The following is a 12,863-nucleotide window of genomic DNA, read 5'->3' as shown; positions in this document are numbered from 1 at the left end:
TCGATAAGAGTAAGGTCGGAGGCGTCCCGAAAGGGCACCGATTCCGAGCGAACCTGAAGACCGTTTGAGGGCTTATCCATGCCAAGAAGACGCGTAGCAGCCAAGCGCGAAGTGCTTGACGATCCAAAATACGGCAGCCAGATCCTGGCCAAGTTCATGAACCACGTGATGGAAAGCGGCAAGAAAGCCGTTGCCGAGCGTATCGTTTATGGCGCGCTGGAAAAGGTTAAAGAACGCAAGAACAGCGACCCCCTGGAAATCTTCGAGAAAGCTCTCGACGCCATCGCTCCGCTGGTCGAAGTGAAGTCGCGCCGTGTAGGCGGTGCTACTTACCAGGTTCCGGTTGAAGTTCGTCCGTCCCGTCGTAATGCTCTGGCAATGCGCTGGTTGGTAGACTTCGCCCGCAAGCGCGGCGAGAAGTCTATGGCTCTGCGTTTGGCCGGTGAACTGCTGGACGCTGCTGAAGGCAAAGGTGCTGCAGTTAAGAAGCGTGAAGACGTGCACCGTATGGCTGAAGCCAACAAGGCTTTCTCGCACTACCGCTTCTAATTTTAGCGTCACTAATTTTGCGAGGGCTTTATGGCTCGTACTACACCGATTAATCGCTACCGTAACATTGGTATCGTTGCTCACGTGGATGCTGGTAAAACCACCACCACCGAGCGCGTCCTTTTTTACACTGGCAAAAGTCACAAAATGGGCGAGGTGCATGACGGCGCCGCGACCACAGACTGGATGGTGCAGGAGCAGGAGCGTGGTATTACCATTACTTCTGCTGCTATCACCGCCTTCTGGCAGGGTTCCGAGAAGCAGCACAAGGACCAATACCGCTTCAACGTCATCGACACCCCGGGCCACGTTGACTTCACTATTGAAGTTGAACGTTCCCTGCGTGTTCTCGACGGCGCGGTCGTTGTGTTCTGCGGCACCTCGGGTGTTGAGCCTCAGTCGGAAACCGTATGGCGTCAAGCCAACAAATACGGCGTTCCACGTCTTGTTTACGTAAACAAGATGGACCGTGCTGGTGCGAACTTCCTGCGCGTGATCGGTCAGATCAAGCAGCGTCTGGGTCACACTCCAGTGCCGATCCAGTTGGCCATCGGTTCCGAAGACAACTTCCAGGGTCAGATCGATCTGATGGCCATGGAAGCTGTTTACTGGAACGACGCTGACAAAGGCATGGTTCCAGTTCGCAAGCCTATCCCTGCTGAATTGCAGGAACTGGCTGACGAATGGCGCGGCAACATGGTTGAGGCTGCGGCCGAAGCCAGCGAAGAGCTGATGAACAAGTACCTCGAAGGTGAAGAACTCACCAACGCGGAAATCAAGGCCGCTCTGCGTCAGCGTACTATCGCTGGTGAGATCGTCTTGGCTGTTTGCGGTTCTTCCTTCAAGAACAAGGGCGTTCCCCTGGTTCTCGACGCCGTGATCGACTACCTGCCGGCTCCTTCCGACATTCCTGCCATCAAGGGTACCGACCCGGATGACGAGACCAAGGAAATGGAGCGTCATGCAGACGACAGCGAGCCGTTCTCGGCCCTGGCGTTCAAGATCGCTACCGACCCATTCGTGGGTACCTTGACCTTCGTCCGCGTTTACTCGGGCGTGTTGGCCTCCGGCGACGGCGTGATCAACTCGGTCAAAGGCAAGAAAGAGCGCGTGGGTCGTATGGTGCAAATGCACGCAAACGCCCGTGAAGAAATCAAGGAAGTACGCGCTGGTGACATCGCGGCCTTGATCGGCATGAAGGACGTCACCACTGGTGAGACTTTGTGCAACGCTGACAAGCCAATCATCCTGGTTCGCATGGACTTCCCGGAGCCGGTTATTTCGGTTGCCGTAGAGCCTAAGACCAAGGACGACCAGGAAAAAATGGGTATCGCTCTGGGCAAACTTGCTCAGGAAGACCCGTCTTTCCGCGTCAAGACTGATGAAGAGACTGGTCAAACGATCATCTCCGGCATGGGCGAGTTGCACCTGGACATCCTGGTTGACCGGATGCGCCGTGAGTTCAACGTCGAAGCCAACATCGGTAAGCCGCAAGTTTCGTACCGTGAGCGCATCACGAAGAGCTGCGAAATCGAAGGCAAGTTCGTTCGCCAGTCCGGCGGTCGTGGCCAGTTCGGTCACTGCTGGATTCGTTTTGCACCTGCTGACGAAGGTCAGGAAGGTCTGCAATTCCTGAACGAAGTAGTGGGTGGTGTAGTTCCCAAGGAATACATCCCGGCTATCCAGAAGGGTATCGAAGAGCAGATGAAGAACGGTGTTGTTGCCGGCTATCCGCTGATCGGCCTGAAGGCTACCGTGTTTGATGGTTCCTACCACGACGTCGACTCGAACGAGATGGCGTTTAAGGTGGCTGCTTCCATGGCGACCAAGCAACTGGCCCAGAAGGGCGGTGGTGAGTTGCTTGAGCCGATCATGGCGGTAGAGGTGGTTACACCTGAAGACTATATGGGTGACGTGATGGGCGACCTTAACCGTCGTCGCGGCATGATCCTGGGTATGGAAGACACGGTCTCCGGCAAAGTGATTCGCGCCGAAGTTCCGCTGGGTGAGATGTTCGGTTATGCGACCGACGTCCGTTCCATGTCCCAAGGTCGCGCAAGCTACTCTATGGAATTCAAAAAATACAATACAGCTCCGTCGCACATCGTCGAAACTGTTACCAAAAAACAAGGCTGATTCAGCCCCTTTAGGCTAGGAGTTAATTGTCGTGGCTAAAGAAAAATTTGACCGTACCCTCCCGCACGTCAACGTTGGCACCATCGGTCACGTCGACCACGGTAAAACCACGCTGACCGCTGCTCTGACTCGCGTCTGCTCCGAAGTTTTCGGTTCGGCCGTTGTTGCTTTCGACAAGATCGACAGCGCTCCGGAAGAAAAGGCTCGTGGTATCACCATCAACACCGCGCACGTTGAATACAACTCGCTGATCCGTCACTACGCTCACGTTGACTGCCCAGGTCACGCTGACTATGTGAAGAACATGATCACCGGTGCTGCTCAGATGGACGGCGCTATCCTGGTTTGCTCGGCCGCTGATGGTCCGATGCCACAAACCCGTGAGCACATCCTGCTGTCCCGTCAGGTTGGCGTTCCGTACATCGTTGTCTTCCTGAACAAGGCTGACATGGTTGACGACGCTGAGCTGCTGGAACTGGTTGAGATGGAAGTGCGCGATCTGCTGAGCACTTACGACTTCCCAGGTGACGACACTCCGATCATCATCGGTTCGGCTCTGATGGCTCTGAACGGCCAAGACGACAACGAAATGGGCACCACTGCCGTTCGTAAACTGGTTGAGACTCTGGACAGCTACATCCCAGATCCAGTCCGTGTTATCGACAAGCCGTTCCTGATGCCAATCGAAGACGTATTCTCGATCTCCGGTCGCGGTACTGTTGTAACTGGCCGTATCGAGCGCGGTATCGTCAAGGTTCAGGATCCACTGGAAATCGTTGGTCTGCGTGACACTACCGTCACCACCTGCACCGGTGTTGAAATGTTCCGTAAGCTGCTCGACGAAGGTCGTGCTGGCGAGAACTGCGGCGTTCTGCTGCGTGGTACCAAGCGTGACGACGTTGAGCGTGGCCAGGTTCTGGTTAAGCCAGGTTCGGTCAAGCCGCACACCAAGTTCGAAGCTGAAGTGTACGTACTGAGCAAAGAAGAAGGCGGTCGTCACACTCCGTTCTTCAAAGGCTACCGTCCACAGTTCTACTTCCGTACTACTGACGTGACTGGTAACTGCGAACTGCCGGAAGGCGTTGAAATGGTAATGCCAGGCGACAACATCAAAATGGTTGTCACCCTGATCAAGACCATCGCAATGGAAGACGGTCTGCGTTTCGCTATCCGTGAAGGCGGTCGTACCGTCGGCGCTGGCGTCGTAGCCAAAATCATCGAGTAAGCTCTTTTTGAGCAGGCTTCGATGAGTTGAAGAGGCCCCCCGCTCAGCGGGGGGCTTTTTTATTGGGTTGACACCCATATGGGGCGTCTATAGAATTGCGCCTCCTTTTAACGGGCGTATTGCGCTCGGTGGGAATAGCAGCCGGAGTCTGAAATCCAATGCAAAATCAGCAAATCCGTATCAGGTTGAAGGCTTTTGACCATCGCCTGATCGACCAATCCACCCAGGAAATCGTGGAAACCGCGAAACGTACTGGTGCTCAAGTGCGTGGTCCAATTCCACTGCCTACCCGTAAAGAGCGGTTCACCGTTCTGGTCTCCCCGCACGTCAACAAAGACGCGCGTGACCAGTACGAGATCCGTACTCATAAGCGCGTTCTGGACATCGTCCAGCCAACGGATAAAACCGTTGATGCTCTTATGAAGCTTGATCTTGCGGCCGGTGTGGAAGTGCAGATCAGCCTCGGCTAAGACTCGGTCTTAGTCGTGTAACGCTCTGAAATGGGCGGCCATAGCGGGTGAAAGCCCCGTACACTCATGAGGTTTACAACATGACTATTGGTGTAGTCGGTCGTAAATGCGGTATGACCCGTATTTTCACCGAAGAAGGTGTCTCCATTCCGGTCACGGTCATTGAGATCGAGCCGAATCGCGTCACCCAGTTCAAAACTGAAGAGACCGATGGCTATCGTGCAGTGCAAGTCACTGTAGGCGAGCGTCGTGCTTCGCGTGTTACAGCTGCTCAGGCTGGCCACTTCGCTAAAGCGAACGTTGCCGCTGGTCGTACCGTAATGGAATTCCGCCTTGAAGAAGGCGAGTACCAGGCCGGCGATCTGATCAACGCTGAAATCTTCGCCGCTGGTCAACTGGTTGATGTAACCGGTCAGTCCAAGGGTAAAGGCTTCCAGGGTACGATCAAGCGTTGGAATTTCCGCGGGCAAGATAATACCCACGGTAACTCCGTGTCCCACCGCGTTCCAGGCTCTATCGGCCAGTGCCAGACTCCTGGTCGTGTATTCAAGGGCAAAAAAATGTCCGGTCATATGGGCGCTGAGCGCGTGACCGTGCAGTCCCTCGAAGTAGTGCGCGTGGACGCTGAACGCAATCTGTTGTTGGTCAAGGGTGCTGTTCCTGGCGCTACTGGCGGCAACTTGGTTGTACGTCCAGCAGCCAAGGCTCGCGGTTAAGGGGAAGCTGACATGCAATTAAATGTAAATGACGCTCAAGCGATCGAAGTTTCCGAACTGACATTTGGCGGCGAATTCAACGAGACGCTGGTTCACCAAGCAGTCGTGGCCTACATGGCCGGCGGCCGTCAAGGTAGCAAGCAGCAAAAGACCCGTTCCGACGTTCGTGGTGGCGGTAAGCGCCCATGGCGTCAGAAAGGTACTGGCCGTGCTCGTGCCGGTACTATCCGTAGCCCAATCTGGCGTGGCGGCGGTACCACTTTCGCAGCTCGTCCTCAGGATCACACCCAGAAGCTGAACAAGAAGATGTATCGCGCAGCAATGCGTTCCATCCTTGCTGAGCTGGTGCGTACTGATCGTCTGGTTGTGGTTCAGGACTTCGCTGTTGATGCACCGAAGACCAAAGATCTGCTGAACAAACTGACCGGCATGGGCCTGACTGACGTCTTGATCGTGTCTGAAGTGGTTGATCAGAACCTGTACCTGGCTGCTCGCAACCTGCCACACGTTGATGTACGTGACGTGCAAGGTTCCGATCCAGTTAGTCTGATCGCATACGACAAGGTGTTGATCACCGTGTCGGCCGTGAAGAAATTCGAGGAGCTGCTGGGATGAACCAGGAACGCGTATTTAAAGTTCTGCTTGGCCCGCACGTTTCCGAGAAGGCTACGGTTCTGGCTGACAAGAAAGGCCAGTTCGTTTTCAAGGTTGCAACTGACGCAACCAAGCTGGAAATCAAGAAGGCCGTCGAAAGCCTGTTCAGCGTGAAAGTAGAGCGTGTTACTACCCTGAATGTTCTGGGTAAGAGCAAGCGCACTGCTCGCGGTCTGGGCAAGCGTAATGACTGGAAGAAGGCAGTTATCTCCCTTCAGCCAGGCCAAGATCTCGATTTCAGCAGCAGTGCTGAGTAAGGAAGGGGTGCATCATGGCAATCGTTAAATGCAAACCGACTTCCCCTGGCCGCCGTTTTGTGGTCAAGGTGGTCAACCAGGAGCTGCATAAAGGCGCTCCTCACGCACCGCTGCTCGAGAAAAAATCGAAGACTGGTGGTCGTAACAACAATGGTCGCATTACCACTCGTCACATCGGTGGTGGCCATAAGCAGCATTATCGTCTGGTCGATTTCCGTCGCAACGACAAAGATGGCATCACTGCCACTGTCGAGCGTATCGAATACGATCCAAACCGTACTGCTCACATCGCTCTGCTGCTGTACGCAGATGGCGAGCGTCGCTACATCATCGCGCCTAAAGGCGTGAGTGCTGGCGACCAGCTGATCGCAGGTGCCCTGGCACCGATCAAGCCGGGCAACGCTCTGCAACTGCGTAACATTCCAGTTGGTAGCACCGTACACGGCATCGAATTGAAGCCAGGTAAAGGCGCTCAGATCGCTCGTTCCGCTGGTGCTTCGGCTCAGCTGATCGCTCGTGAAGGTGTCTACGTGACCCTGCGTCTGCGTTCTGGTGAGATGCGTAAAGTGCTGGCTGAATGCCGCGCGACCCTGGGCGAAGTCTCGAACTCCGAGCACAGCCTGCGTTCGCTGGGTAAAGCTGGTGCCAAACGCTGGCGTGGCGTTCGCCCAACCGTTCGTGGTGTTGCCATGAACCCGGTTGACCACCCACATGGTGGTGGTGAAGGTCGTACCTCTGGTGGTCGTCATCCGGTATCGCCATGGGGCTTCCCGACTAAGGGCGCGAAGACTCGTGGTAATAAGCGTACCGACAAAATGATCGTCCGTCGTCGCAAGTAAATAGAGGGATACGACAGTGCCACGTTCTCTGAAAAAAGGTCCTTTTATTGATCTTCACCTACTGAAGAAGATCGAAGTGGCGGCGGAAAAGAACGATCGCAAACCAGTGAAAACCTGGTCGCGTCGTTCGATGATCCTGCCACAAATGGTCGGTTTGACCATTGCAGTGCATAACGGTCGTCAACATGTTCCAGTTCTCGTGAACGAAGACATGGTCGGCCACAAACTGGGCGAGTTTGCCGGTACCCGCACATATCGTGGGCACGTGGCAGACAAGAAAGCCAAGCGTTAAGGGGTAAGGAACGATGGAAGTAGCCGCTAAGTTGTCGGGCGCTCGAATCTCCGCCCAGAAAGCCCGCTTGGTCGCCGACCAGATCCGCGGGAAGAAGGTGGGCGAAGCGCTCAACCTGTTGGCTTTCAGCAGTAAGAAAGCCGCCGAGATCATGAAGAAAGTGCTGGAGTCGGCCGTAGCCAACGCCGAGCATAACGAAGGCGCAGACGTTGATGACCTTAAAGTCAGCACCGTTTTCGTCAACGAAGGGCGTTCGCTGAAGCGAATCATGCCACGTGCCAAAGGCCGTGCTGATCGCATCGTCAAGCGGTCTTGCCATATCACTGTCAAGGTTGCTGACAAGTAACGGAGTCGAAGAGATGGGTCAGAAAGTACATCCCATTGGCATTCGCCTGGGAATCGTCAAGGAGCACACCTCCGTCTGGTACGCAGACGGTCGGACTTATGCGGACTATTTGTTCGCTGATCTGAAGGTGCGTGAGTATCTCCAAGACAAACTAAAAAGCGCGTCCGTAAGCCGTATCGATATCCATCGTCCGGCTCAAACTGCACGTATCACCATCCACACCGCTCGTCCAGGTATCGTTATCGGGAAGAAAGGTGAAGATGTTGAGAAACTGCGTCAGGACCTGACCAAACAAATGGGTGTGCCTGTGCACATCAATATCGAAGAAATCCGCAAGCCGGAACTCGACGGTATGTTGGTTGCGCAGAGCGTAGCTCAGCAGCTGGAGCGTCGCGTAATGTTCCGTCGCGCTATGAAGCGCGCTGTACAGAACGCCATGCGCATTGGTGCCAAAGGCATCAAAATCCAAGTGAGCGGTCGTCTCGGCGGTGCTGAAATCGCACGTACTGAATGGTATCGCGAAGGTCGTGTGCCACTGCACACCCTGCGTGCCGACATCGACTATGCCAACTACGAAGCTCACACCACTTACGGTGTGATCGGTGTAAAGGTTTGGATCTTCAAGGGCGAAGTAATTGGTGGTCGCCAAGAAGAACTGAAACCACAAGCACCAGCGCCTCGTAAAAAAGCTGCTAAGTAAGGGGTACGCCAAATGTTGCAACCAAAGCGTACGAAGTTCCGCAAGCAGATGACAGGCCACAACCGTGGTCTGGCTCAGCGCGGTAGCAAAGTCAGCTTCGGCGAATATGCGCTGAAGTCTGTAGCTCGTGGTCGTCTCACCGCTCGTCAGATCGAGTCAGCGCGTCGTGCACTGACCCGTCACGTTAAACGTGGCGGCAAGATCTGGATCCGTGTATTCCCGGACAAGCCTATTTCCAAAAAGCCCCTCGAAGTTCGGATGGGTAAAGGTAAGGGTAGTGTGGAGTACTGGGTTGCCCAGATTCAGCCAGGCAAAGTCCTGTATGAAATCGAGGGCGTTTCTGAAGAGCTGGCGCGTGAGGCTTTTGCCCTGGCTGCTGCAAAGCTGCCGCTCGCCACCGCTTTTGTTAAACGGACGGTGATGTGATGAAAGCGAACGAACTTCGTGAAAAAGACGCGCCGCAGCTTAACGAGCAACTGCTCGGCCTGCTGCGCGACCAGTTCAATCTGCGTATGCAGAAAGCAACTGGCCAGTTGGGGCAGTCTCACCTGCTCCGGCAAGTTAAGCGTGACATCGCTCGCGTGAAGACTGTGCTCAAACAGCAGGCAGGTAAGTAATCATGGCTGAAGCCGAAAAAACCGTCCGTACGCTGACTGGCCGTGTTGTCAGCGACAAAATGGACAAGACCATCACCGTTCTGATCGAGCGTCGCGTAAAGCACCCGATCTACGGTAAATACGTTAAGCGTTCGACTAAGCTGCACGCGCACGACGAAACCAATCAGTGCCACATCGGCGACAAAGTCACTATTCGTGAAACTCGTCCTTTGGCCAAGACCAAGTCTTGGGCGCTGGTTGATGTTCTCGAACGCGCTGTGGAAGTCTAAGGACTAGGGGTCGGAGAAATTATATGATTCAGACTCAATCCATGCTCGATGTGGCCGATAACAGCGGCGCACGCCGCGTTATGTGCATCAAGGTGCTGGGTGGCTCCCATCGTCGTTACGCTGGTATCGGTGACATCATCAAAGTTACCGTGAAGGAAGCAATTCCTCGCGGTAAAGTGAAAAAAGGCCAAGTGATGACTGCTGTTGTAGTCCGCACTCGTCACGGCGTACGTCGTGCTGATGGCTCCATTATCCGCTTTGATGGCAACGCTGCTGTTCTTCTGAACAACAAGCAAGAGCCGATCGGCACCCGTATCTTTGGGCCAGTGACCCGTGAACTTCGTACTGAGAAGTTCATGAAGATCGTCTCGCTCGCCCCAGAAGTGCTGTAAGGAGATCCGACATGCAAAAGATTCGTCGTGACGACGAGATCATCGTGATCGCCGGCAAAGACAAAGGTAAGCGCGGTAAGGTGCTTAAGGTTCTCGCTAATAACCGTCTGGTTATCGGCGGTCTGAACCTGGTAAAGCGTCATACCAAGCCTAACCCGATGTCGGGCGTGCAAGGCGGTATCGTCGAAAAAGAAGCTCCACTGGACGCTTCTAACGTCGCCATTTTCAACGGCGAAACCAACAAGGCTGATCGCGTTGGTTTCAAAGTAGAAGACGGCAAGAAAATTCGTGTCTTCAAGTCGACCCAAAAAGCGGTTGATGCTTGAACACTGCTAGGTAGATAAGACCATGGCACGACTAAAAGAGATTTACTGGAAGGAAATCGCACCGAAACTTAAGGAAGAACTTAAGCTTTCGAACGTGATGGAAGTTCCACGCGTTACAAAAATCACCCTGAACATGGGTCTGGGCGAAGCGGTCGGTGACAAAAAAGTCATCGAGCACGCTGTTGCCGACCTGGAAAAGATCACCGGTCAGAAAGTCGTTGTGACTTACGCTCGGAAATCCATCGCTGGCTTTAAAGTCCGTGAAGGTTGGCCGATCGGCGTCAAAGTGACCCTGCGCCGTGAGCGTATGTACGAGTTCCTGGATCGTCTGCTGTCGATCTCCCTGCCTCGGGTTCGCGACTTCCGCGGCCTGAATGCCAAGTCCTTCGATGGTCGTGGTAACTACAGCATGGGCGTTAAAGAGCAGATCATCTTCCCGGAAATCGACTACGACAAGATCGATGCTCTCCGCGGTCTGGACATTACCCTGACCACCACTGCCAAGAACGATGATGAAGGTCGCGCCCTGTTGCGTGCTTTCAAATTCCCGTTCCGCAACTGATTGGAGTAGGAAAATGGCCAAGATGAGCATGAAAAACCGCGAGCTGAAGCGTCAGCTCACGGTTGCCAAGTACGCCAAAAAGCGTGCAGCACTGAAAGCTATCATCGTTGATCTGAACGCAAGTCCAGAAGCACGTTGGGAAGCTACAGTCGCTCTGCAGAAGCAGCCACGTGACGCAAGCGCTTCGCGCATGCGTAACCGCTGCCGCCTGACCGGTCGTCCACACGGCGTTTACCGCAAGTTCGGCCTTGGCCGTAACAAGCTGCGTGAAGCTGCAATGCGTGGTGACGTACCTGGTCTGGTTAAAGCCAGCTGGTAAGCACTGTCAAAGTCTCGGCGTCCAGGCTCGCAAGATCCTGACCGCCGGTGACCTTGAACTTGAATCAAGCCCCTTTTGGGGCTTGATTCATTTGTGGGGTGTGTCTAGAATACCCGGCTCGCCTGAGCCCGTGCTTTTTTCGCATGGATGGCTCGGCGACACGTAGTAGCCGCAAGGCTAATTTTTTGTGTATTAGGAGCGTCTAGCCCATGAGTATGCAGGACCCGTTAGCGGACATGCTAACTCGAATCCGTAATGCCCAGATGGCTGAAAAGTCCGTCGTAAGCATGCCATCTTCTACTTTGAAGGTAGCTGTTGCCAAAGTCCTGAAGGACGAAGGTTACATTGCGGGTTATCAGATCAGCAGCGAAATCAAGCCACTGCTGTCTATCGAGCTGAAATATTTCGAAGGCCGTCCGGTCATCGAAGAAGTGAAGCGCGTTAGCCGTCCAGGCCTGCGTCAGTACAAGTCCGTCGATGATCTGCCGAAAGTTCGTGGCGGTCTCGGTGTGTCTATCGTCTCCACCAACAAAGGTGTGATGACGGATCGTGCTGCGCGCGCTGCCGGTGTCGGCGGCGAAGTTCTTTGCACTGTGTTCTAAGGGGGGATAAGCATGTCACGCGTCGCTAAGAACCCCGTTAAGCTGCCAGCCGGTGTCGAAGTCAAATTCGCAGGCCAACAGCTTTCGGTGAAGGGTGCCAAGGGCACTCTCGAACTGAACATCCATTCGTCCGTTGAGATTGTTGAAGAAGCCGGTGAGCTGCGTTTTGCTGCTCGCAATGGCGATCAACAGACTCGCGCAATGGCTGGTACCACTCGTGCGTTGGTAAACAACATGGTCCAAGGCGTAAGCCAAGGCTTCGAGCGCAAGCTCCAGCTGGTCGGTGTTGGTTACAAAGCGCAAGCAAAAGGCACAGTGCTGAACCTGGCTCTTGGCTTCTCGCACCCAGTGGATTATGAACTGCCGGAAGGCATCACCGCTGAGACTCCTAGCCAGACCGATATCCTGATCAAGGGCATCGATAAGCAGCTGGTAGGTCAAGTGGCCGCCGAGATCCGCGACTTCCGTCCACCAGAGCCGTACAAAGGCAAAGGTGTGCGCTACGCGGACGAAGTCGTCCGTCGTAAAGAAGCCAAGAAGAAGTAGGGCATAGCAAATGACCGACAAAAAAGTTACTCGACTGCGTCGCGCTCGCAAAGCACGCCTGAAAATGCACGAACTCGAAGTCGTGCGTCTCTGCGTGTTCCGCTCGTCGCAGCACATCTACGCCCAGGTCATTTCGGCCGACGGCAACAAAGTCCTGGCATCTGCCTCGACTTTGGATAAAGAACTGCGTGATGGCGCCACTGGCAACATCGACGCGGCCACTAAGGTTGGCCAGCTGGTCGCTACGCGTGCAAAAGCCGCTGGCGTCTCGCAGGTGGCTTTCGACCGCTCTGGCTTCAAGTATCACGGCCGCGTCAAGGCGCTGGCTGATGCTGCTCGTGAAGCTGGGCTGGAGTTCTAAGTTATGTCAAATAACGACCAAAAGCGCGACGAAGGCTACATTGAGAAGCTGGTTCAAGTTAACCGCGTAGCCAAAACCGTTAAAGGCGGCCGTATCTTCACTTTCACCGCGTTGACCGTGGTTGGTGATGGTAAAGGGCGTGTTGGCTTCGGCCGTGGCAAGTCACGTGAAGTGCCTGCTGCGATCCAGAAGGCAATGGAAGCTGCTCGCCGCAACATGATCCAAGTTGATCTGAACGGCACCACGCTGCAGTACGCAATGAAGTCCGGTCACGGCGCTTCGAAGGTGTACATGCAGCCTGCTTCTGAAGGTACCGGTATCATCGCTGGCGGCGCTATGCGTGCTGTCCTCGAGGTTGCTGGCGTTCAGAACGTTCTGGCCAAGTGCTACGGCTCGACTAACCCGGTAAACGTGGTTCACGCCACTTTCAAAGGTTTGAAGGCCATGCAGTCTCCTGAATCCATTGCCGCCAAGCGTGGCAAAAGCGTCAAGGAGATCTTCTGATCATGGCTACCGTTAAAGTTACGCTGATCAAAAGCATGACCGGCCGCATCCCTAACCACAAACTGTGCGTTAAGGGTCTGGGTCTGCGTCGCATCGGTCACACTGTAGAAGTACTTGATACTCCCGAGAATCGCGGGATGATCAACAAGGCTTACTACATGCTGCGTGTCGAGGGTTAATC

The 12,863-nt window shown here is 54.6% G+C and carries 23 protein-coding genes; all 23 read left to right on the top strand.

The window, feature by feature from the left end:
• Window positions 1–78 precede the first annotated feature (78 nt).
• The 23 genes from rpsG to rpmD all read left to right on the top strand — a co-directional run bounded on the left by rpsG (window position 79) and on the right by rpmD (window position 12,861).
• Window positions 79–549, top strand: coding sequence for a 30S ribosomal protein S7 (rpsG, locus tag BZ163_RS21540; protein ID WP_002555493.1), 471 nt, complete (start codon window positions 79–81; stop codon window positions 547–549).
• Between the two features lie 30 nt (window positions 550–579).
• Window positions 580–2,685 (top strand): elongation factor G, encoded by a 2,106-nt coding sequence (gene fusA, locus BZ163_RS21535; RefSeq protein WP_128872502.1) that lies wholly within the window; start codon window positions 580–582, stop codon window positions 2,683–2,685.
• Between the two features lie 31 nt (window positions 2,686–2,716).
• Window positions 2,717–3,910: an elongation factor Tu gene (gene tuf, locus BZ163_RS21530; RefSeq protein WP_007896660.1), complete on the top strand. Its 1,194-nt coding sequence runs from the start codon at window positions 2,717–2,719 to the stop codon at window positions 3,908–3,910.
• Between the two features lie 158 nt (window positions 3,911–4,068).
• Complete coding sequence (gene rpsJ / locus BZ163_RS21525) at window positions 4,069–4,380, top strand: 30S ribosomal protein S10 (RefSeq protein ID WP_003186070.1); 312 nt, start codon at window positions 4,069–4,071, stop codon at window positions 4,378–4,380.
• An 80-nt stretch (window positions 4,381–4,460) separates the two neighbouring features.
• Window positions 4,461–5,096 (top strand): 50S ribosomal protein L3, encoded by a 636-nt coding sequence (gene rplC, locus BZ163_RS21520; RefSeq protein ID WP_003186059.1) that lies wholly within the window; start codon window positions 4,461–4,463, stop codon window positions 5,094–5,096.
• 12 nt (window positions 5,097–5,108) lie between these two features.
• Entirely contained in the window at window positions 5,109–5,711 is a 603-nt protein-coding gene (gene rplD / locus BZ163_RS21515) for a 50S ribosomal protein L4 (RefSeq protein ID WP_007896707.1), read from the top strand.
• The gene (rplW, locus tag BZ163_RS21510) at window positions 5,708–6,007 is read left to right on the top strand and encodes a 50S ribosomal protein L23 (protein WP_002555488.1); all 300 of its coding nucleotides are present in this window, start codon (window positions 5,708–5,710) and stop codon (window positions 6,005–6,007) included. The genes rplD and rplW overlap by 4 nt, the downstream gene beginning before the upstream one ends.
• Window positions 6,008–6,021: 14 nt before the next feature.
• Entirely contained in the window at window positions 6,022–6,846 is an 825-nt protein-coding gene (gene rplB / locus BZ163_RS21505) for a 50S ribosomal protein L2 (protein ID WP_032884535.1), read from the top strand.
• A 16-nt stretch (window positions 6,847–6,862) separates the two neighbouring features.
• The gene (gene rpsS / locus BZ163_RS21500; RefSeq protein ID WP_002555486.1) at window positions 6,863–7,138 is read left to right on the top strand and encodes a 30S ribosomal protein S19; all 276 of its coding nucleotides are present in this window, start codon (window positions 6,863–6,865) and stop codon (window positions 7,136–7,138) included.
• Between the two features lie 13 nt (window positions 7,139–7,151).
• On the top strand, window positions 7,152–7,484 hold the full coding sequence (gene rplV, locus BZ163_RS21495) for a 50S ribosomal protein L22 (RefSeq protein WP_003103908.1): 333 nt from the start codon (window positions 7,152–7,154) through the stop codon (window positions 7,482–7,484).
• Between the two features lie 13 nt (window positions 7,485–7,497).
• Window positions 7,498–8,184: a 30S ribosomal protein S3 gene (rpsC, locus tag BZ163_RS21490; RefSeq protein WP_003176422.1), complete on the top strand. Its 687-nt coding sequence runs from the start codon at window positions 7,498–7,500 to the stop codon at window positions 8,182–8,184.
• Window positions 8,185–8,196: 12 nt separating this feature from the next.
• Window positions 8,197–8,610, top strand: a complete 414-nt coding sequence (rplP, locus tag BZ163_RS21485) for a 50S ribosomal protein L16 (RefSeq protein ID WP_007943783.1) — start codon at window positions 8,197–8,199, stop codon at window positions 8,608–8,610.
• A complete protein-coding gene (gene rpmC, locus BZ163_RS21480; protein ID WP_008030901.1) occupies window positions 8,610–8,801 on the top strand; it encodes a 50S ribosomal protein L29 in 192 nt (63 codons plus the stop codon). Before rplP ends, rpmC begins: the two co-directional genes overlap by 1 nt.
• 2 nt (window positions 8,802–8,803) lie before the next feature.
• Entirely contained in the window at window positions 8,804–9,070 is a 267-nt protein-coding gene (gene rpsQ / locus BZ163_RS21475) for a 30S ribosomal protein S17 (RefSeq protein WP_003176419.1), read from the top strand.
• Window positions 9,071–9,093: 23 nt separating this feature from the next.
• On the top strand, window positions 9,094–9,462 hold the full coding sequence (gene rplN, locus BZ163_RS21470; RefSeq protein ID WP_002555479.1) for a 50S ribosomal protein L14: 369 nt from the start codon (window positions 9,094–9,096) through the stop codon (window positions 9,460–9,462).
• A gap of 11 nt (window positions 9,463–9,473) precedes the next feature.
• Complete coding sequence (gene rplX / locus BZ163_RS21465; RefSeq protein ID WP_003176416.1) at window positions 9,474–9,788, top strand: 50S ribosomal protein L24; 315 nt, start codon at window positions 9,474–9,476, stop codon at window positions 9,786–9,788.
• 22 nt (window positions 9,789–9,810) lie between these two features.
• The gene (gene rplE, locus BZ163_RS21460) at window positions 9,811–10,350 is read left to right on the top strand and encodes a 50S ribosomal protein L5 (protein WP_003176415.1); all 540 of its coding nucleotides are present in this window, start codon (window positions 9,811–9,813) and stop codon (window positions 10,348–10,350) included.
• 13 nt (window positions 10,351–10,363) lie between these two features.
• Window positions 10,364–10,669, top strand: a complete 306-nt coding sequence (gene rpsN / locus BZ163_RS21455; RefSeq protein ID WP_003176414.1) for a 30S ribosomal protein S14 — start codon at window positions 10,364–10,366, stop codon at window positions 10,667–10,669.
• 209 nt (window positions 10,670–10,878) lie between these two features.
• Window positions 10,879–11,271: a 30S ribosomal protein S8 gene (gene rpsH / locus BZ163_RS21450; protein ID WP_003186040.1), complete on the top strand. Its 393-nt coding sequence runs from the start codon at window positions 10,879–10,881 to the stop codon at window positions 11,269–11,271.
• 12 nt (window positions 11,272–11,283) lie between these two features.
• The gene (gene rplF, locus BZ163_RS21445; protein ID WP_003176412.1) at window positions 11,284–11,817 is read left to right on the top strand and encodes a 50S ribosomal protein L6; all 534 of its coding nucleotides are present in this window, start codon (window positions 11,284–11,286) and stop codon (window positions 11,815–11,817) included.
• Window positions 11,818–11,827: 10 nt separating this feature from the next.
• Entirely contained in the window at window positions 11,828–12,178 is a 351-nt protein-coding gene (gene rplR, locus BZ163_RS21440; RefSeq protein ID WP_003186037.1) for a 50S ribosomal protein L18, read from the top strand.
• Between the two features lie 3 nt (window positions 12,179–12,181).
• Window positions 12,182–12,682: a 30S ribosomal protein S5 gene (gene rpsE / locus BZ163_RS21435; protein WP_007943782.1), complete on the top strand. Its 501-nt coding sequence runs from the start codon at window positions 12,182–12,184 to the stop codon at window positions 12,680–12,682.
• 2 nt (window positions 12,683–12,684) lie between these two features.
• Window positions 12,685–12,861 (top strand): 50S ribosomal protein L30, encoded by a 177-nt coding sequence (gene rpmD / locus BZ163_RS21430; RefSeq protein WP_003186033.1) that lies wholly within the window; start codon window positions 12,685–12,687, stop codon window positions 12,859–12,861.
• Window positions 12,862–12,863: the final 2 nt, after the last annotated feature.

Origin of the sequence: Pseudomonas sp. VI4.1 (assembly GCF_002029345.1) — a bacterium.
Classification (GTDB): Bacteria; Pseudomonadota; Gammaproteobacteria; order Pseudomonadales; family Pseudomonadaceae; genus Aquipseudomonas.
This window is presented reverse-complemented; position numbering and strand designations above follow the sequence as displayed.

Coding starts and splice junctions, on each gene's coding strand:
- rpsG (WP_002555493.1), top strand. CDS start 79: ATGCCAAGAAGACGCGTAGCAGCCAAGCGCGAAGTGCTTGACGATCCA.
- fusA (WP_128872502.1), top strand. CDS start 580: ATGGCTCGTACTACACCGATTAATCGCTACCGTAACATTGGTATCGTT.
- rpsJ (WP_003186070.1), top strand. CDS start 4,069: ATGCAAAATCAGCAAATCCGTATCAGGTTGAAGGCTTTTGACCATCGC.
- rplC (WP_003186059.1), top strand. CDS start 4,461: ATGACTATTGGTGTAGTCGGTCGTAAATGCGGTATGACCCGTATTTTC.
- rplD (WP_007896707.1), top strand. CDS start 5,109: ATGCAATTAAATGTAAATGACGCTCAAGCGATCGAAGTTTCCGAACTG.
- rplW (WP_002555488.1), top strand. CDS start 5,708: ATGAACCAGGAACGCGTATTTAAAGTTCTGCTTGGCCCGCACGTTTCC.
- rplB (WP_032884535.1), top strand. CDS start 6,022: ATGGCAATCGTTAAATGCAAACCGACTTCCCCTGGCCGCCGTTTTGTG.
- rplV (WP_003103908.1), top strand. CDS start 7,152: ATGGAAGTAGCCGCTAAGTTGTCGGGCGCTCGAATCTCCGCCCAGAAA.
- rpsC (WP_003176422.1), top strand. CDS start 7,498: ATGGGTCAGAAAGTACATCCCATTGGCATTCGCCTGGGAATCGTCAAG.
- rplP (WP_007943783.1), top strand. CDS start 8,197: ATGTTGCAACCAAAGCGTACGAAGTTCCGCAAGCAGATGACAGGCCAC.
- rpmC (WP_008030901.1), top strand. CDS start 8,610: ATGAAAGCGAACGAACTTCGTGAAAAAGACGCGCCGCAGCTTAACGAG.
- rpsQ (WP_003176419.1), top strand. CDS start 8,804: ATGGCTGAAGCCGAAAAAACCGTCCGTACGCTGACTGGCCGTGTTGTC.
- rplN (WP_002555479.1), top strand. CDS start 9,094: ATGATTCAGACTCAATCCATGCTCGATGTGGCCGATAACAGCGGCGCA.
- rplX (WP_003176416.1), top strand. CDS start 9,474: ATGCAAAAGATTCGTCGTGACGACGAGATCATCGTGATCGCCGGCAAA.
- rplE (WP_003176415.1), top strand. CDS start 9,811: ATGGCACGACTAAAAGAGATTTACTGGAAGGAAATCGCACCGAAACTT.
- rpsN (WP_003176414.1), top strand. CDS start 10,364: ATGGCCAAGATGAGCATGAAAAACCGCGAGCTGAAGCGTCAGCTCACG.
- rpsH (WP_003186040.1), top strand. CDS start 10,879: ATGAGTATGCAGGACCCGTTAGCGGACATGCTAACTCGAATCCGTAAT.
- rplF (WP_003176412.1), top strand. CDS start 11,284: ATGTCACGCGTCGCTAAGAACCCCGTTAAGCTGCCAGCCGGTGTCGAA.
- rplR (WP_003186037.1), top strand. CDS start 11,828: ATGACCGACAAAAAAGTTACTCGACTGCGTCGCGCTCGCAAAGCACGC.
- rpsE (WP_007943782.1), top strand. CDS start 12,182: ATGTCAAATAACGACCAAAAGCGCGACGAAGGCTACATTGAGAAGCTG.
- rpmD (WP_003186033.1), top strand. CDS start 12,685: ATGGCTACCGTTAAAGTTACGCTGATCAAAAGCATGACCGGCCGCATC.